Origin of the sequence: Nocardia colli (assembly GCF_008704205.1) — a bacterium.
Lineage (GTDB): Bacteria > Actinomycetota > Actinomycetes > Mycobacteriales > Mycobacteriaceae > Nocardia > Nocardia colli.
The window spans coordinates 140057-156962 of record NZ_VXLC01000027.1; the positions used below are offsets into that span (position 1 = coordinate 140057).

General features: G+C 67.4%; 17 protein-coding genes. 12 read left to right on the top strand and 5 right to left on the bottom strand.

Going from position 1 to position 16906, the window contains the following annotated elements; all coding sequences use genetic code 11:
* The first annotated feature begins 52 nt into the window (after positions 1-52).
* From F3087_RS38275 to F3087_RS38285, 3 genes are read left to right on the top strand one after another with little or no spacing between them, the layout of a single operon-like run.
* The gene (locus F3087_RS38275; RefSeq protein WP_150407035.1) at positions 53-943 is read left to right on the top strand and encodes a carbohydrate ABC transporter permease; all 891 of its coding nucleotides are present in this window, start codon (positions 53-55) and stop codon (positions 941-943) included.
* Entirely contained in the window at positions 943-2229 is a 1287-nt protein-coding gene (locus F3087_RS38280; protein ID WP_150407036.1) for a 6-phospho-beta-glucosidase, read from the top strand. The genes F3087_RS38275 and F3087_RS38280 overlap by 1 nt, the downstream gene beginning before the upstream one ends.
* Before the next feature lie 44 nt (positions 2230-2273).
* Positions 2274-3326 carry an N-acetylglucosamine kinase gene (locus F3087_RS38285; protein WP_150407037.1) on the top strand — a complete coding sequence of 351 codons (1053 nt, stop codon included), beginning with the start codon at positions 2274-2276 and terminating at the stop codon, positions 3324-3326.
* A gap of 15 nt (positions 3327-3341) precedes the next feature.
* On the opposite strand, the gene F3087_RS38290 is transcribed toward F3087_RS38285, so the two are convergent.
* Positions 3342-4559: an FAD-dependent oxidoreductase gene (locus F3087_RS38290; protein ID WP_150407038.1), complete on the bottom strand. Its 1218-nt coding sequence runs from the start codon at positions 4557-4559 to the stop codon at positions 3342-3344.
* 177 nt (positions 4560-4736) lie between these two features.
* Between F3087_RS38290 and F3087_RS38295 the strand changes: the two genes are divergently transcribed.
* On the top strand, positions 4737-5549 hold the full coding sequence (locus F3087_RS38295; RefSeq protein WP_223885664.1) for an SAM-dependent methyltransferase: 813 nt from the start codon (positions 4737-4739) through the stop codon (positions 5547-5549).
* A gap of 13 nt (positions 5550-5562) precedes the next feature.
* Here F3087_RS38295 and F3087_RS38300 read toward each other — a convergent pair whose 3' ends face one another.
* A complete protein-coding gene (locus F3087_RS38300) occupies positions 5563-6297 on the bottom strand; it encodes an LGFP repeat-containing protein (protein ID WP_150407039.1) in 735 nt (244 codons plus the stop codon).
* A 94-nt stretch (positions 6298-6391) separates the two neighbouring features.
* Positions 6392-7120 (bottom strand): LGFP repeat-containing protein, encoded by a 729-nt coding sequence (locus tag F3087_RS38305; protein ID WP_223885665.1) that lies wholly within the window; start codon positions 7118-7120, stop codon positions 6392-6394.
* Between the two features lie 151 nt (positions 7121-7271).
* Between F3087_RS38305 and F3087_RS38310 the strand changes: the two genes are divergently transcribed.
* Positions 7272-8291, top strand: a complete 1020-nt coding sequence (locus tag F3087_RS38310) for an NADP-dependent oxidoreductase (protein WP_150407040.1) — start codon at positions 7272-7274, stop codon at positions 8289-8291.
* Here F3087_RS38310 and F3087_RS38315 read toward each other — a convergent pair.
* Positions 8288-9115 carry an SAM-dependent methyltransferase gene (locus tag F3087_RS38315; RefSeq protein WP_150407041.1) on the bottom strand — a complete coding sequence of 276 codons (828 nt, stop codon included), beginning with the start codon at positions 9113-9115 and terminating at the stop codon, positions 8288-8290. The genes F3087_RS38310 and F3087_RS38315 overlap by 4 nt on opposite strands.
* Positions 9116-9520: 405 nt before the next feature.
* Between F3087_RS38315 and F3087_RS38320 the strand changes: the two genes are divergently transcribed.
* The 6 genes from F3087_RS38320 to F3087_RS38345 all read left to right on the top strand — a co-directional run bounded on the left by F3087_RS38320 (position 9521) and on the right by F3087_RS38345 (position 15790).
* Positions 9521-9799: a hypothetical protein gene (locus F3087_RS38320; RefSeq protein ID WP_150407093.1), complete on the top strand. Its 279-nt coding sequence runs from the start codon at positions 9521-9523 to the stop codon at positions 9797-9799.
* A gap of 199 nt (positions 9800-9998) precedes the next feature.
* Positions 9999-11726 carry a thiamine pyrophosphate-binding protein gene (locus F3087_RS38325; protein ID WP_150407042.1) on the top strand — a complete coding sequence of 576 codons (1728 nt, stop codon included), beginning with the start codon at positions 9999-10001 and terminating at the stop codon, positions 11724-11726.
* Positions 11723-12394, top strand: coding sequence for an SRPBCC family protein (locus F3087_RS38330; RefSeq protein ID WP_150407043.1), 672 nt, complete (start codon positions 11723-11725; stop codon positions 12392-12394). Before F3087_RS38325 ends, F3087_RS38330 begins: the two co-directional genes overlap by 4 nt.
* Positions 12394-13410, top strand: coding sequence for a 3-oxoacyl-ACP synthase III family protein (locus F3087_RS38335; RefSeq protein ID WP_396897608.1), 1017 nt, complete (start codon positions 12394-12396; stop codon positions 13408-13410). The genes F3087_RS38330 and F3087_RS38335 overlap by 1 nt, the downstream gene beginning before the upstream one ends.
* 5 nt (positions 13411-13415) lie before the next feature.
* Entirely contained in the window at positions 13416-14408 is a 993-nt protein-coding gene (locus F3087_RS38340; protein WP_150407045.1) for a pyridoxal phosphate-dependent aminotransferase, read from the top strand.
* Positions 14409-14488: 80 nt separating this feature from the next.
* Complete coding sequence (locus F3087_RS38345) at positions 14489-15790, top strand: hypothetical protein (protein ID WP_150407046.1); 1302 nt, start codon at positions 14489-14491, stop codon at positions 15788-15790.
* A 32-nt stretch (positions 15791-15822) separates the two neighbouring features.
* On the opposite strand, the gene F3087_RS38350 is transcribed toward F3087_RS38345, so the two are convergent.
* On the bottom strand, positions 15823-16122 hold the full coding sequence (locus F3087_RS38350) for a cupin domain-containing protein (RefSeq protein ID WP_223885666.1): 300 nt from the start codon (positions 16120-16122) through the stop codon (positions 15823-15825).
* An 88-nt stretch (positions 16123-16210) separates the two neighbouring features.
* Between F3087_RS38350 and F3087_RS38355 the strand changes: the two genes are divergently transcribed.
* Positions 16211-16816: a TetR/AcrR family transcriptional regulator gene (locus F3087_RS38355; protein WP_150407048.1), complete on the top strand. Its 606-nt coding sequence runs from the start codon at positions 16211-16213 to the stop codon at positions 16814-16816.
* Positions 16817-16906 lie beyond the last annotated feature (90 nt).

Below are 16906 nucleotides of genomic sequence, written 5' to 3' on the forward strand. Positions count from 1 at the left end.
CAGCCCGCGTAACCACGGAGGGCCCCCACTCATGCGAGGTAGGCACAGCGCGATGACCATGACCACCACGCTGCCGGCGCCGGTCGCTGTCCCGACTGCCGAGGCCAAGGGGGCGCGCCGGAAGGACCTGTTGAACTGGGTCGCCGTGCACGCGTTCGCGATCGCCGCGGCGCTGCTGTTCCTGATGCCGTTCGTGTTCGTCTTCTTCACCTCGGTGATGTCGGACCGGCAGGCGCTCACCTCCGACCTGTGGCCCGCCGAGTGGCACTGGGGAAACTACGTAAAGGTCTGGGACACACCGGGATTCCTCACCTGGTGGCGCAACACGCTGGTGTACGCGGTGGCCGGCACCGCGCTGACGTTGCTGTCCAGCATTCCGGTCGCCTACGCGCTGGCCAAGTTTCGCTTCCGCGGCCGTAACCTGGCGCTGATGGCGGTGGTTTCGATGATGATGCTGCCGCCGCAGGTGACCGTCATCCCGATGTATCTGATCTGGGCCAAGCAGTTTCACCTCACCGGCTCGCTGTGGCCGCTGATCATCCCGCTGGCCTTCGGCGACGCCTTCTCCATCTTCCTGCTGCGCCAGTTCCTGCTGACCATCCCGAACGACTACCTGGAGGCCGCACGCATCGACGGCTGCGGCGAGCTGCGCATTCTGTTGCGGATCGTGCTGCCGATGGCCAAGCCGGCCATCGCGGCGGTCGCGCTGTTCCAGTTCTTCTATTGCTGGAACGACTATTTCGGCCCGCAGATCTATGCGAGCGAGAACCCGGGCGCGTGGACGTTGAGCTACGGCCTGGAGTCGTTCAAGAGCGCGCACCACACCAACTGGAACCTCACCATGGCCGCCACCCTGCTGGTGATGGCGCCGGTGATCATCCTGTTCTTCTTCGCACAGAAAGCCTTCATCGAAGGCGTGACACTGACAGGGGTCAAAGGCTGATGGGCGCACTCAAGATAGCCATAGTCGGTGGTGGTTCCACCTATACGCCGGAATTGATCGACGGATTCGCCCGTCTCCGTGCGAGTTTGCCGATCGATGAGGTGGTTCTCGTCGACCCGGCCGCGGACCGGCTGGAGTTGATCGCGGGTCTCGCGCGCCGGATCTTCGCGAAACAAGGACACACTGCGCGAGTCAGCACGGCCGCTTCGGTCGCGGACGGGGTCGACGGGGCCGATGCGGTGCTGCTCCAGCTGCGCATCGGCGGGCAGGCCGCGCGCAACGAGGACGAGACCTGGCCGCTCGAATGTGGTTGTGTCGGACAGGAAACGACGGGCGCCGGGGGACTGGCGAAGGCGCTGCGCACCGTTCCGGTCGTGCTGGAGATCGCCGAGCAGGTCCGCCGGGCCAACCCCGATGCCTGGATTATCGACTTCACCAACCCGGTCGGGATCGTCACCCGCGCACTGCAAGCGGCGGGGCACAAGGCGGTGGGACTGTGCAACGTCGCCATCGGATTCCAGCGAAAGTTCGCCGCGCACTTGGGGGTTGATCCGGAGTGTATCCGGCTCGACCATGTCGGCCTCAATCACCTCACCTGGGTCCGCGGCGTCACCGTGCTCGACTATCCGGGCGCGGGCACCGGCCACGAGGCGTTACCCAAGCTCCTCGCCGGCTTCGGCGAGGAGATCGCCGCCGATGTACGGCTGCCGCTTCCGTTGATCCAGCGGCTCGGCGTCGTCCCGTCGTACTACCTGCGCTACTTCTATCAGCACGACGTGGTGGTCGAGGAACTCGCGACGAAGGGCTCGCGCGCCGCCGAGGTCGCGGCCATCGAGCAGCAGCTGCTGACGATGTACGCCGACCCGACCTTGGACACCAAGCCCGAATTGCTCGGAACCCGCGGCGGCGCTTTCTATTCCGAGGCCGCCGTGCATCTGCTCGCCGCCCTGCTCGGCACCGGCGACACCGGCATCCAGGTGGTGAACACCCGCAACGACGGCACCCTGCCGTTCCTGCCCGACGACGCGGTCGTCGAAGTGCCGGCGGAGGTGGGCGCCGCAGGGGTGCGCCCACTACCGCAACCACCGGTCGAACCCCTTTACGCGGGCCTGATCGCCCACGTCACCGCCTACGAGCAGCTCGCGTTGCGGGCCGCGCTCGACGGTAGTCGCGACCGCGTTTTCGACGCGCTACTAGCTCACCCGCTGGTCGGCCAGAACGAACTGGCCGATCAGCTGACCGACCGGCTGATCGCCCATAACCGCGCTTACCTGAGCTGGGTGTGATCATGCCGACAAACACCGTGCACTGTTGGCGGGGGAAGCGTCTGATGAAACTCCCACAGAATGAACAGGTTCCGGGCGTCCTGGCCATTGACGCAGGCAACAGCAAGACCGATGTGACCCTGGTCGGGCGCGACGGTTCGATCCTCGCGACCGCGCGCGGCGGCGGCTATCAGCCGCACCGGACCGGCGCGCGCAAGGCGATCGAGGGACTCAGCCCGCTGGTCGAGTCGGTTGCCCGGCAGGCCGGGCTGACCCGCGGCGGGATCCTTACCACCCGGGTCAGCGCCTGCATGGCCAATGTCGACCTGCCGATCGAGGAGCAGCGGATCCATGCCGCCATCGCGGCCCGGCCGTGGGGTCTGACCGTGGGCGTCGTCAACGACACCTTCGGTCTGCTCCGCGCCGGCACCGACGGCCCGCGCGGCGTGGCGGTGGTCTGCGGCGCGGGGATCAACTGTGTCGGTCTGCTGCCGGACGGCCGCACCGCCCGTTTCCCGGCTCTCGGTGTGCTGACCGGGGATTGGGGTGGCGGCGGCGGGATGGCGGCGGAGGCGATGTGGCACGCCGCGCGCGCCGAGGACGGGCGGGGCGAGCCGACCGCGTTGTCCGCGGCGATCGGCGAGTACTTCGGCCTGGCCGGCGCCAATGCGGTGGCCGAGGCGATCCACCTCGGCGAGCTTCCGGAGAAGCGACTACACGAGCTGGTCCGCGTCCTGTTCACCACGGCCGAGGAGGGCGACCCGACGGCCCTGCGTCTGATCGATCGCCAGGCCGACGAGATCACCCGGCTCGCCTTCGTCGTCCTGCGCAAACTGGACATGCTCGACGAGCCGACCCCGGTCATCCTCGGCGGCGGCGTCCTCGCGGCCCGGCAGCCGCTGCTGATCGACAACGTGACGCGCAGGCTCGCCGCCGCGGCCCCCCTCGCCGAACCCCGAATCGTCGTCGCCCCACCGGTTCTCGGCGCCGCCCTGCTCGGCCTCGATCACCTCGGCGCGACTCCCGCCGCCCACGAACGGCTCCGCGCCGCCTACCCGACCCTGCCCGCCACCGACGGCCGTCCCGAGTACCCCAGCGAAATGGGCCAGCCCGCTTGATCTTCCGGCGCAGGGCTACGCGGTGACGGGCTGATCCCAGTCGATCGTGTGGCAATGAGTATGGCGGAACATGTCTTCCGGAGCGGGCAGGGCAGGCTGCCCGGCCGGCTTGCCCTGGGCCTTGGCCTTGTTCGCACCGCGGGCACCGTCAGCGATGGCTTCCACCCGCGGCCGGCGCAGGCCTTCGTAGGCGGCGAAGGCCTCGGCGATGGGAAGATCGCGCAGGCAGCGGGCGAGTTCGACGGCGCTTTCGATGGCCAGCGAGGCCCCCTGGCCTGAGCTCGACGACGGTGCGTGCGCGGAATCACCGACCAGCACGACCCGTCCGCGGTGCCAAATCGGCACGGACGGCATCAATTCCATCGGACCGACCACGGTCACGTCCTCGGGCACGGTGTGCGCGAGCAAGGTTTCGCCGGGGACATGTCCGGCGTACAACTCGCGCAGGCGGGCCAGCCACTCGGCCGGGGTGGTCGCGGTGGTTTCGGCACTGGTCAGCGGTTCGGTGCTCGGTAGGCCGGCGAACCAGACGATGTCGTTGCCGGTGGCGTCCGAGTCGACTGGCCCACCACGGCCGACACCGACATCCGCACCGGCCGGGACGCTGTAGTAGCCGAGAAAGGCACGGCCGAAGGCGAAATACATCATTCCGTCCTTGGTCGGCACACCGCTGCCGCGAGCGAGGCCGCCGAAGCTGAGGACGCCGCCGTACTCGGGTCCCGGTGCGTCGGCGTCGATGAGATTCCGTACGGTGGAACGGATTCCGTCCGCGCCGATCAGGATGTCGGCGGTCGCGATGCTGCCGTCGGTGAAGGTTGCGGTGACCGCGTCCGCGGTTTCGGCGACCGAAACCAGCTGCTTGCCGTACTCGAACCGCACTCCGTTCGCGGCCGCGTAATCGGCCAGGGCCCGGAAAAGCTGGGCGCGGGGCATGACTTTCGTGGCGGGCAGCTCCGGGAAGCCGGCGAACTCGGTGAAGATGTTGCCGTTGGCGTCGCCGAAGATCGAACCGGGGATGTCCAGCCCGATCGAGTCGATGGCCGCGCCTGCGCCGATGGCCCGCAACGCCTGCTGCCCGTTGGGCGCGAGGCTCAAGCCTGCGCCGATGCCGTCAGCGGCGACCGGATAGCGCTCGTAGACGGTCGCGTCGATGCCGGCCTTGCCGAGTGCCAGCGCGATCACCGACCCGGCGACCCCGCCGCCGATCACCAATGCCGTTTTTGCCTTGCTCATTTCGTGCTCCCGATCCGTTGACCTTGTCCGGAGTCATAGTATCCAGATAACTAGTTGCTTTGCAACTAGTGGGTTCGAGGTTGCGGATCTGGATGGGAGTGGGGTTTCTCTGCTGGGCGCTTGCCCGGATGCGGTATACCTCGTAGTACAGACCCCAACGCGCAAGGAGACTTCGGCGTGTCCGATGGCCCGATCGATCTGCATACCGATATCGCGCATCCGGCTCGGATGTACGACTATTTCCTCGGCGGCAAGGACTCCTACGATGCCGACCGGGTGGCCGCTGAGCAGGCGCTACAAGACTTTCCGCACGTCCAGCTGACCGCTCGCACCAATCGCGAGTTCATGCGGCACGCCACTCGCTATCTCACCGAGCAGGGCATCCGGCAGTTCCTCGACATCGGCACCGGCATCCCGACCGCGCCGAACCTGCACCAGGTCGCCCAGGAGCAGGCGCCGGAGTCGCGGGTCGTCTATGTCGACAACGACCCGATGGTGCTCGTGCACGCGCGGGCGCTGCTGGTGAGTTCGCCCGAGGGTCGCACCGCCTACATCCAGGCCGATGCCGCGGAACCGGAGGCCATCCTCGGCGCACCGGAACTGGCTGCGACCCTGGATCTTTCGCAGCCGGTCGCGGTATCCCTCATGGCGGTGATGCATTTCGTGCCCGGCGACGTCTATCAGATGGTCAAGACGTTGCTCGAGCCGCTGGCACCCGGCTCCTACCTGGCAATGTCGCATGTCACAACGGATTTCGACGAAGGTGACAAGGACCCGCAGGGCATGGCGCGGCTGTTGAAGGTCTACGCCAACCGCGGGATCCCGGTGCGCCCACGCTCCCGCGCCGAAGTCGCCCAATTCTTCGACGGACTCGAACTCGTAGAGCCCGGCGTCGAGGTGATCCACCGCTGGCGCAACGAGGGCATCGACCCCCCGCAGAGCTACGACAAGCGGATATCGCTCTACGGGGCGGTCGGCAAAAAGGTCTGATCCGTCGAATCCGTCAGGGGCGCCAGGTGATTCGGCCGCCCTGGAAGTCCTGGGCCTTGCCGCCCTCGTAGTCGTATTCGTCGCCGGTGGGGTAGCCGTAGACGCCGTCCGCGCCGGCCCTGGCCTCCCAGCTGGTGCGGATGGATCCCCAGACGGCGTGCGCGCCGGTCTTCTGCGACCAGTAGATCGTGCCGTCGTTGAACAGGTTGTAGCGGCCGCCGCCCTTGGCCGGGGCCTCATCGGTGACCGGGAAGCCGAGCGGGCTGTTCTCCGCGCCGAGCGCGTACCACTTGTCCCGGATCACGCCGCTGACCTGATGGGCGGCGGTGCCGACGGACCAGTAGATCGAGCCGCCCTGGAAGTGGCTGAACCGGCCGGGCTTCGACGGAGTCGACTGCTCGCTGGTGACGGGGTAGCGCAGGCCGCCGGTCTCCGCGCCGAGGCCGCGCCACTTGTCCAGGATCGGGCCGCCGAGCTCGTGCGCGCCGGTGTCGGGGTGCCAGTAGATCGCGGCGTTGTTCGCGAAGGTCTGGAACTTGCCGCCATTGGCGGCGTCGGCCTCGGGGGCGGTCGGGTCGCCGAGCGCGCCGCCGCCGGCCGCGTCGTATTCGGCCTCGATCGCGCCGCCGACCTCGAACGGGCCGATCGGGCGTGCGGTCGCGGTGCCCGCGGCGAGCAGCACCGCGAGGGCGACGGTTGCCGTGGCCAGCGTCGCGTTGCTGGAGCGGTGGGTACGAAGGCGGGCCAAGAGGACTCCTCAGTCAGGCTTACACGGTGACAAGACAGGGCGGAGCGTTGGTAGGCGATGATGGCATGCGCCATCGACCGACGCGCCGAGCGGGTCAGGGTTGCCAGGTGATGCGGCCGCCCTGGAAGTCCTGGGCCTTGCCGTTCTGGTAGTCGTATTCGTCGCTGGTCGGGTAGCCGTAGCCGCCGTTGACGCCCGCCCTGGCCTCCCAGGTCGTGCGGATCGCGCCCCAGATCACGTGCGCGCCGGTCGCGGGGGACCAGTAGATGGCGCCGTCGTCGAACAGGTTGTAGCGGCCGTTGCTCTTGGCGGCGGCCTCATCGGTGATCGGGAAGCCGAGCGGGCTGTTCTCCCAGCCGTAGGCGCCCCACTTCTCCCGGATCGCGCCGCCGACCTGATGTGCGGCGGTGCCGAGGGACCAGTAGATCGAGCCGCCCTGGAAGTGGTTGTAGCGGCCGGCCTTCGCCGGAGTGGACTGCTCCCGGGTGACGGGGTAGCCGAGGAAGCCGTTCTCGAAGCCCAGGTTGCCCCATTTGTCGCGGATCGCGCCGCCGACCTGGTGCGCGCCGGTGGCGGGATGCCAGTAGATGGACGCGTTGCGTTCGAAGGCCTGGTACTTGCCGCCGCGGCCGGCGTCCGACTCCGGGTTGACCGGGTCACCGAAGAGCGCGCCGCCGCCGGCCTGGTCGTACTCGACCTCGATCGCCCCGCCGACATCGAAGGGGCCGATCGGCCGTCCGTCCGCGGTGCCCGCGGCGAGCAGGACCGCCAGCCCGGCGGTGGTCATGGTCAAGGCGGCTCGGGTGCGACTTAGGCGTGCCAAGAGAAACTCCCTATGCAAGTGGTCGTCGTAGGCGAAACGGTCGGTTCAGCTACTTGGGCGCGATGCAGCTGTGTCGTGCTATCCGACACCCGCCTATCGGTCGCGTCACCGTCACCGTTAGCCCGGCGGCTCCGGGACTAGGCTCGCGTTCATGGTCGAGACGACGAGAATCGTGCTTGCTTCGCGCCCGGAGGGTGCTCCCACCGCGGCGAATTTCCGCACCGAGACGGCCGAGCTGCCGCCGCTCGACGAGGGGCAGGTGCTGTTGCGAACGTTGTATCTGTCCCTCGATCCGTACATGCGCGGGCGGATGAGTACGGCCGAGTCGTATGCGAAGCCGGTCGAGATCGGCGCTGTGATGGTCGGCGGGACGGTCGCCGAGGTGGTCGATTCGCGCGCCCCGGGTTTCGCCAAAGGTGATGTGGTGCTGGGGTATTCGGGGTGGCAGACCCACGACGTGGCGGACGCGTCGTATCTGCGCAAGCTCGATCCCGGCACCGCGCCGGTGTCGACCGCGCTCGGTGTGCTCGGCATGCCCGGGTTCACCGCGTACTCCGGTCTGCTGAAGATCGGCCAGCCGAAGGCGGGGGAGACCGTCGTGGTCGCCGCCGCCACCGGGCCGGTCGGTTCGGCGGTCGGGCAGATCGCCAAGGTCAAGGGCGCCCGCGCGGTCGGCATCGCGGGTGGTCCGAAGAAGTGCGCGTACCTGATCGATGAATTCGGCTTCGACGCCGCGATCGACCACCGCGCCCCCGATTTCGCCGAACAGTTGAAGGCCGCGGTGCCCGACGGCATCGACGTCTACTTCGAAAACGTCTCCGGCCCGGTCGCCGAGGCGGTGTATCCGCTGCTCAATACCTATGCGCGTGTCCCGGTCTGCGGTCTCATCGCCAACTACAACTCCGCCGGCGCCGCCGACGGCCCGGATCAGCTGCCCGCCTTCTACGGCCGGATCCTGATCAAGAGCCTCACCATCCGCGGCTTCATCCAGACCGAGTTCGTCCGCGAGCTCTACCCGGATTTCCTGCGGGATATGGCCGGCTGGATCGCCGACGGCAGCGTCAACTACCTCGAGGACGTCACCGAGGGCCTGGACAATGCCCCCGACGCATTCTTCGGCATGCTCGAGGGCCGCAACTTCGGCAAGGTCGTGGTGAAGGTCGCCGACTAGGGCTTGCGGCCGATGCCCGCCCAGTACCAGGCGGATTCGGGGTCGGCAGGCTCGTCGCCGGGTGTCGGGTGCCAGGTGACCACCGGGACGACACCCGGCTCGACGAGTTCGGTGCCGGCGAAGAGGCTCTCGGTTTCGGCGTGGGTGCGCGGGTAGAAGGTGATGCCCGCCTGTTCGGCTGAGCCGACCACACGGGACATGGCGTGTTCGTCGAAATCGGCGGTGGGGTGGCTGATCACCAGGTAGCTGCCGGAGGGTGCCACGTCCAGGAGGTTCTCGATGATGCCGTGCGGGTCGTCTTCGTCGCGGAAATACATCATGATCGCGACCAGCATGATGGCGACCGGTTGGGTGAGATCGAGGGTGGTGCCGAGGGACTCGTCGCGCAGGATGCCGTTCGGGTCGTGCAGGTCGGCGTGGATGAACGCGGTCTTGCCCTGCGGGTTGCTCGACATCAGGGCGCGGGCGTGCGCGAGCACGATCGGATCGTTGTCCACGTAGACCACGCGGGCGGCCGGGTTCAGCCGCTGGGCCACTTCATGCGTGTTGCCCGCCGTGGGAATGCCGGTACCGATGTCGAGGAACTGGGTGATCCCCGCCTCGCGGGTCAGGTAGTCGACCGCGCGGCCGAGGAACGCCCGGTTGGCGCGAGCCATGGTGCGGATGGCGGGGATGTGGTTGGCGATGGTGTCGGCCAGCGCGCGATCAGCCGGATAATTGTCTCGCCCACCTAGCCAGTAATCGTAGACGCGCGCTTCGTGCGCGACGCTGGTGTCGATCCTGGTCGGTAATCCGTTGGCGGTCGGTGACTGACTGTCCGGCATGGTGATTCCCTCCTGGGGCGGTCCGGAAGCGTCGGTTCCGGTGGCCGCCGAGTCGCCCATGGCTGGCGACTGCTACTGCGAATTGTGCTCGCCAAGGATATTCCAGCGAACGTCCGGCATGCGGTGCTTCAGCGGTTTATAGGTGGGTTTACGGGCGTCCCACCGGTTTCCATGATCATTTCCGGGACCGGCTGCAGGAGCGGCCGTACGCTGACGACAAACCGGTCGGTCGCTTGAATGGGCGGTATGTCGTTTATGCGGTGTGTCGCGGGGCATACGTGATCTTGATGAGGTTGAATTGCCCAGGTCACGAGTTTTTCTTCGATATTCGAGTCTTGCGAGCTACACCGCGATTCCTCGTGTCCGGACCCACCTCAGCCTGCGAAAAGGAGCACGAACGTGAGCATGATTCTGGCTGCGTTACACGACACCGTTCTTGCGGAGGTCGGCAATCCGACACCGGAGGCGCCACCGCTCGCAGATAAACTGATGCAAATGGGCCGCTACTTCACCTGGCTGGTCCAACTCTCCGGCATCACGGCCATCACCTACGGCGGCGGCCGGTTCGCGTGGGAGAAGTGGAACGGCGGCGGTTTGCAGTCGCCGAAGATGATCGCCAGCGCGATGGCGGGCGGCGCGGTGGCAACCAGCGCGGGCACGATCATGAACTCGGTGATCGGCTGAGCCGGTAGGGCATTTGGTCACCGGCTCGACGGAGTTGGACTCGTTGAGCCGGGTTCGGTTGTGCGGCCGCCTGATTCGTTTGGTCATCCGACCAACAACTGGTCGCTTGTTCAAAGTTGTTGTGCAGCAATCTTTTTCCCGACAACTATGACGTACGTCACATTGTCGTATCGCAACTGTCCCAGATACATTGTGGGCGATGAATCGCACGCGATCAATTCTAGGAACGGCGAGCGAAACTGCCGTCAAATCCCGAATCACCGTCGCAGACCGCATTGTCGACCTGCTGGCCGAGCGCACTGACCACGTCTTCGGCGTCGGCGGCGCGAATATCGAAGACCTCTATGACGCGTTGCAGCGCAGTGCCGCGCCGATCACCGGGATCGTGGCCAAGCATGAGTTCGGTGCCGCGACCATGGCCGACGGTTATGCGCGCACCACCAACCGGCTCGGTGTCGTCGCTGCTACGTCCGGCGGGGGTGCGCTGAATCTGGTTGCCGCGCTCGGTGAATCGTTCGATTCGCGAGTTCCGGTACTGGCCTTGATCGGTCAGCCGCCGCGCGCACTCGAAGGGCGCGGGGCGTTCCAGGACACGAGCGGCGGAGTCGGGCGGATCGATGCGGAGCGACTGTTCGGCTCGGTCTCGCGATTCTGTGTCAAGGTGACCAGGGCCGAGGATGTCACCGCCGCCCTCGCGGAGGCGATGCGGGTCGCCATGGACGGCGGACCCGCGGTGTTGTTGCTGCCGAAGGATATTCAGGCGCACGCGCTGCCGGACCCTGTTGTGCTGGATGGCCGCCGCCTGGATGTCGGCCTTGCCCGCGGTGACGTCGAGGCATACGACCAGCCGGAAGCGTATGACGAGGCGCTCGCCCTCGTCCGCTCCGCCGCCAGTAGCGGTCTCACGGTGATCATCGCGGGACCGGAGGTGGCTCGCGCGGATGTCCGAGCCGAACTGATCGTCATGGCACGGGCGTTGCGTGCCGTGGTGACGGTGACGCCGGACGCCAAAGACGCCTTCCCGAACGACCATCCGCTGTTCGCCGGCATCGCCGGCAGCATGGGTCATCCACGGGTGGCCGAGCTGATCGGCGATGCCGCGCTGTGCGTGCTGGTGGGCACCCCGATGCCGGTGCTGGCCCGGGCGGGTCTCGAAGCGGCCCTGGCGAATTGCCCGCGAGTGCTGCACATGGGCACCGACCCGGCGTTCGTGCAGACCCATGCCCGGCTGCGCGGGCCGCTGGGATCTCGACTGCGGGAGGTGGCGTCGGCGGTGCCGTCGGACTCGGAATTCGAACCGGCGCGGCTGAATCTTCCACCCGCGCTGAAGGTTCCGCCCTCATCCGGACCGGGCGTGCGCTACCGCGACGCGGTGGAAGCGATCAACGCCAGGCTGACGCCCGGCACGGATGTGGTTGTCGACGCGGGCAATACCGGCGCGGCGGCGGTGCACCACTTGCCGGTGCCTGCCGATAGTCGCTTCGTCATCGCACTCGGCATGGGCGGCATGGGCTACGCGTTCGGCGCGGGCATCGGCAGTGCGCTCGGCCGTCGCCGCCGGACCTTCGTCATCGCCGGGGACGGCGCCTATTTCATGCACGGTCACGAAGTCCACACAGCCGTAGAGCATCACGTGCCGGTGACCTTCGTGATCTTCAACAACAACGCGCACGCGATGTGCGTGACCCGCGAACAGCTCTACTACTCCGGCGATTACACCTACAACAGGTTCGGCCCCGCGCGCATCGGCGCGGCGGTCGCCGCGATGTTCCCGCATATCCCGGCCTACTCCACCGATACTCGCGCTTCCTTCGAGGCCGCGCTCGACGAGACCCGTAGCGCCACCGGACCGGTCTTCATCGAGATCCTCTGCGACCCAGACGAAATACCTCCGTTCGCACCATTTCTGAAGGAGCTCTCCGCATGACCGACACCGCACCGACCGCGATCAAGGCCGAGCCGATCGAGGCTCCGGACATCGATGTGCCCGGCGTGTACCGGGTCGAGGACCTTCCGCTGAAACAAGCCATGCCGATCGTCCTCGACATGACCCGCGCCGTGTACCCGCACGACGACGTGTACGGGCAGTTCTGCACGGTGCACGAGTACGTCGCGGCGCCGCCGGACGAGGTGTTCGACTACCTCGCCGACACCAGAAGTCTGTGCGAATGGACATACAGCATGCGGGGTTTCGAGCGGACCGGCGAGCCGGACCTGTGGGTGTCCGATGACCGGATCGGCGACAACACCCGCATCTACACCCGTACCGTCGCCAACGCCGCCGCCCGCACCGTCGATTACCACTGCGCCTGGGATCAGCCCGAGCACCTCTGGATGATCTACATGATGCGAGTCGCCGACGCGCAGGTGGTGCTGAACAAGCCGGGATCGGTTGTCCTGTGGACCAATTGCCATCACCCGTTCTACGACGAGAACGGCTATCCCGACACCGCGCCGCCGGAGCGCCCGGTCTGGGTCGGCGATTTCTGGAACATCTTCTACGCGGGCCATCGGATGGAGCTGGCCAACCTCAAGAAGATCTGCGAACACCGTCATGCCAAGAGCCTGCCGATCAAGCCGGAATGGATGAGCTGATGAACACCGGCACCGTCAGCCTCGCCGACGTCTCCAGCTACCTGCCGAAAAATCGTGTCGCCGCGGACTATTTCGTGCGCTATGCCGATCCCGACGACGCCATCTCGAGCGCCATGTTCAAGGCGCCGCCGTTCCGCAGGCATCTTGCACCTGGGGAGACCCCGGCCGACATGGCCGAGCAGGCCATCGCCCCGATGCTGGAGCGGCGGGGCCACCAATTGCTGGACGAGGTGGACATTCTCATCGTGCACACGCAGATGCCGGAGACCTTCATCGTGGGCAACGGGGGAGAGATCGCGGCTCGGCTCGGGATCACCCCGGAGTGGCTGATCGATCTGCACAACGGCGGATGCGCCGCGTTCATCCACGCCATGAAGTTGGCCGGTCAGCTCTTGGTGAACAGCGACGCACGCTCCGCGCTGATCGTGACCGTGCAGAATGCCGCGGGACAGGTATTCACCCAGGAGCAGGTGCGGGGCAAGCCGCAGGCCGCCATTCCGGGCGACGGCGCGGGCGTCGGGCTGCTCGTGAAGTCGGACGACTCGCCGATTCTCGATATCGAGACCCGGCACCTCCCGGAATTCGCCGGGCAGATGACGGTGGTCGCCGATCCGCCGCGTAAGTATTGGGAGGCCGGCGAAGGCCAGATTCACGTCGGCTTCACCGAGTCGAAGATCGCGAAAGTCCTTGCGCGCGGCAACCGTATCGTCCCCGAGGCGGCGCACGCGGTGTGCGGCCGCATCGGTGTGCGCTCGGACGAACTGGATCTGCTGGTGACCAATCAGCCGAACCGCGCGTTCCTGCGCAACTGGCGGGATGCTCTGCAACTGCCGGTGGAGAAGCATCCCGACACCTTCGACGAGTGCGGAAACCTGTTCGCCGCAGGCATTCCCGTCACCTTCGACCAGGCGGTGCAGGCGGGCCGGGTGCCGGCCGGATCGCTGGTCATGTTCGCCGGCTTCGCGCACGCCGGGGACTTCGCCGCGGCCGCCGCGGTGCGCTGGGGCGGACGCTGAGGGGCGTGCCGACTGTGCAACTCGGTCATCAGCTCGCGCTCAACGAGAACCCTTACGGACCACTGCCTTCGGTGCGCGCCGCGTTGACCGGCGCGCTGGTCGCCGCGAACCGCTATCCGGAGTTCCTGCCGCGCCGGCTGCCGGGGCTGATCGCGGAACGGCTCGGTTACCCGCCGGAGCGCGTCGTGGTCGGCGCGGGCGCGACCGGCGTGATCATGCACATCCTGCAAGAGTTCGTCACGCCCGGCGCCGGGGTGGTGATGGCGACGCCGACCTTCGACGGTTATCCGCTGCTCACCGACACGGTGGGCGGCCGGGTCGTGGAGGTGCCGTTGACGCGGGACGGGCATCAGGATCTGGCGGCGATGTCGGCCGCGGTCGACCAGCGCACGGCGGTGGTCGTGCTGTGCAGCCCGCACAACCCCACCGGAACCTGCGTCGGGCACGGCGCGTTCGCCGAGTTCCTCGAACGCACCGACCCGTCGGTCACCGTCGTCTTCGACGAGGCGTATATCGATTTCGTGCCACCCGGCGACCGCGTGGACACCGCCATGCTGGTCGAACGACATCCCAATCTGGTGGTGATGCGCACCTTCTCCAAGGCCTACGGTCTGGCCGCCCTGCGCGTCGGCTACGCCTTCGGCTCGGCTCCGATAATCACCCGAATCCGGCGCTGGCAGTTGCCTTTCGGCATGACCGCTCTGGCCGAGGCCGGGGTCCGCGCCTGCTACGCCGCGGAGGACGAACTCGCGCTACGCACCGAAACCATCACCCAGGAATGTGCCAGACTCGCTTCCGGTCTGCGCGATCTGGGCTACCGCGTCCCGGCCAGCGCCGCGAACTTCGTCTACCTCGCCGGCTGCGCCCCCGCCGAACTGGATCGGCTCCGCACGGTTTTCACCCGCGACGGTATCCAAGTGAAACACTGCACTACCGGAATCCGGATCACCGTGGGCGACCCCGCGGCAACGGCGGCGGTCGTCAGCGCGGCGCGGTAAGAACCGATAGAATAAGCTAAAAGTTTGCCGGAGAGCGGATTTCGCGGCCGGAACCGGTCGGCATCGTCATGCTATGAGTTGTGAATTTGCACGGTCGCTTGGATTTTCGATCCGGGCGAGCCGCCGGCACCGGAATTATCGCCGGCTGGCCGGCGGTGGATATCCGTCCGCTCCGGCAGCGCGATCGGCTGTGGTGCGGTGTGCCGGTGCTCAAGGTGGTCCGGTCGATCGTCGTGCCCGAGGCCGAGGTGGTGCGCGCTCGGCTCGCCGAGTGGAGCGCCGCCCACCCTGCCGACGCCCGAGTGCGGCTGTTGGATGTCGAGCGCGGCCGGACCGGGCGCCCGGCGCCCGGCTGGGAAGCCGCGTTCCTGCGGTCACTGGTCGAGACCGCCGCGGCAGGCTGTCCGGCGGACCGCTCGTCGGCTCCGGACGTGCGCGAATTGGGCGGATTACCGTTCCGGCTCACCCTCGGCAGCGAGTGGGCGCGGTTCGGCTATTCGCACGCACTGGGTGACGGCACCGCCAGCTGGGATTTCCTGGGATGGCTGCTGGCGCAGGACAATCGGCCCGGCTTCGGCTCCGAGCGGTGCGCCAACGGCCCGCTTACCCGCGGATTACTGACGACGTTCTGCCGCCCCAAATCCAAGCTGCCGCAGGCGGTCTCGATCCAACGGGAAATACGTCACCTGCGTACCAAGGGCGTCGAGCAGGCGATGCACGTCGCCGGTGCGCCGTCCTTCGCGACGACGACAGTCGCCAGTTCCGACTCGTTTGTCCAGGGGGCTCGGAGGTTTCGCGCGGTGCGGGGATCGCCCGCGTCGGTCATGTCGATCATGACCCTGCGGGCACTGCTGCTGTGCCGTCATCACGGGCTGAAAGTCGACGACACCGTGGTGTTCATGGTCGACCTGCGGCGCTATCTCGCCGCCGGGGGGACGGTCGCCGGCAATTTCAGCTGGTCGAAGTCCTTGCCGATCCTGAACTCGGACACCCCGACCGAGCTGAGCGCGCGGATCGGCGGCATCCTCGACAGCGGGCTGCCGCTACTCATCTTCGGTCAAGCCATGCAGCGCTCGATGATTCACGGTTCCGGCCGGCCACCGGCACGGGGTAGTGGCGCCGTCCGCCTGATGATGTCCTACGGAACCAGGTGGCCGTCCGCTCCACCACCCGCAGGCGTGTCGCCACCGCAGATCACGGTCTCGATCGCCCCGCCGGGACCGAACTTCCTCGCCTTCAACGTCGTCGAGGCGTACGACCGCATCCACGTCTCGGTGAATCGCAGCGGCGGAATCGATCGCACGCTGGTCGACCGGATCGCCACCGACTTCGTCGCCGACCTGGGCACCGGCCCGATCGACGAACTCCTCTGGGGGCGTTGACCGCTGCTCGGCACCGCCGTCCGGCGGCAGCGTCAGGCGGAACTCGGACCCAGCACCGAGCCGGTCCCGGTGGGCGGCAATTCCTTCAATTCGATGAACAGCGCGTGCGTTTCGGTGTCGCCGATGTTCTCGCCGGAATGTTCCTGCGCACCGACCCAGCGCACCTGCCCCTGCGCGAGCGCGACTTCCACCTGCTGCCCGTTGGCGGTGATCCGGCGGCGAAACGAATTCAACGGATACAGCACGCTGTCGGGGTGATTGTGCGGTTGCGTCCGGTCGCCGGGCCGATCGCGGTATTCGAGGACGCGCACCCGCTCGTTCTCGAAGATCACCCGGTACAGGGCCGGATTGACGACAGCGGGGGTCAGTGTTCATTGCGACACCTCCGAGACGATATGGAACTACAGTACCATGATGGGCATGTCAGTACCATATGAGGAGGGCGGCCGGCGCAGCCAGAAGGCTCGCACCCGTTCCGCGTTGGTGTCCGCGACGCGCACCCTGCTGGCGCAGGGAACGATCCCGACCGTCGAGGACGCCGCCCAGGCCGCTGACATCTCCCGCACCACCGCGTACCGATACTTCGCCAATCAGCGAGCGCTGCTGGTCGCGGTGCGGCCGGAAATCGAGCGGGACGATCTGCTGCCCGACCCCGCGCCCGCCGACCCGTGCGCCCGCCTCGACCTGGTCATGCGCGAGTGCGTCCGCATCGCCCAGGAGTGGGAGCCGGAACTGCGTACGTCACTGCGACTCTCGCTCGAACCCGGCGCCACCGACACCACACTGCTGCGCCGCGGACGCGCCATCGGCTGGCTGGAGCATGCCCTGGCGCCGCTGCGTGACCACCATCCCGGCATCGATGTCCACCGGCTCGCCGTCGCCATCCGCTCGGCGACCGGTATCGAGTCCTACATCTGGCTCGTCGACGTCGCCGGACTGGCCCGCGCCGAGGCCGCCGAAACCCTCTGCCGCACAGCACAAGCCCTGCTCGCCTACGCGCTCGCGGATCCGCCCGGCGCATCCTGAAACCGGCGCGCTGGACGGCCGTGGGCGACTTCACGGCAACCCGACGCGGTCGCCGCCGTGACGCGGTAAAGTACTACGTTCACGGGACAT

Coding starts and splice junctions, on each gene's coding strand:
- F3087_RS38275 (WP_150407035.1), top strand. CDS start 53: ATGACCATGACCACCACGCTGCCGGCGCCGGTCGCTGTCCCGACTGCC.
- F3087_RS38320 (WP_150407093.1), top strand. CDS start 9,521: ATGATTCTGGCTGCGTTACACGACACCGTTCTTGCGGAGGTCGGCAAT.
- F3087_RS38290 (WP_150407038.1), bottom strand. CDS start 4,559: ATGAGCAAGGCAAAAACGGCATTGGTGATCGGCGGCGGGGTCGCCGGG.
- F3087_RS38325 (WP_150407042.1), top strand. CDS start 9,999: ATGAATCGCACGCGATCAATTCTAGGAACGGCGAGCGAAACTGCCGTC.
- F3087_RS38315 (WP_150407041.1), bottom strand. CDS start 9,115: ATGCCGGACAGTCAGTCACCGACCGCCAACGGATTACCGACCAGGATC.
- F3087_RS38285 (WP_150407037.1), top strand. CDS start 2,274: ATGAAACTCCCACAGAATGAACAGGTTCCGGGCGTCCTGGCCATTGAC.
- F3087_RS38280 (WP_150407036.1), top strand. CDS start 943: ATGGGCGCACTCAAGATAGCCATAGTCGGTGGTGGTTCCACCTATACG.
- F3087_RS38330 (WP_150407043.1), top strand. CDS start 11,723: ATGACCGACACCGCACCGACCGCGATCAAGGCCGAGCCGATCGAGGCT.
- F3087_RS38335 (WP_396897608.1), top strand. CDS start 12,394: ATGAACACCGGCACCGTCAGCCTCGCCGACGTCTCCAGCTACCTGCCG.
- F3087_RS38310 (WP_150407040.1), top strand. CDS start 7,272: ATGGTCGAGACGACGAGAATCGTGCTTGCTTCGCGCCCGGAGGGTGCT.
- F3087_RS38355 (WP_150407048.1), top strand. CDS start 16,211: ATGTCAGTACCATATGAGGAGGGCGGCCGGCGCAGCCAGAAGGCTCGC.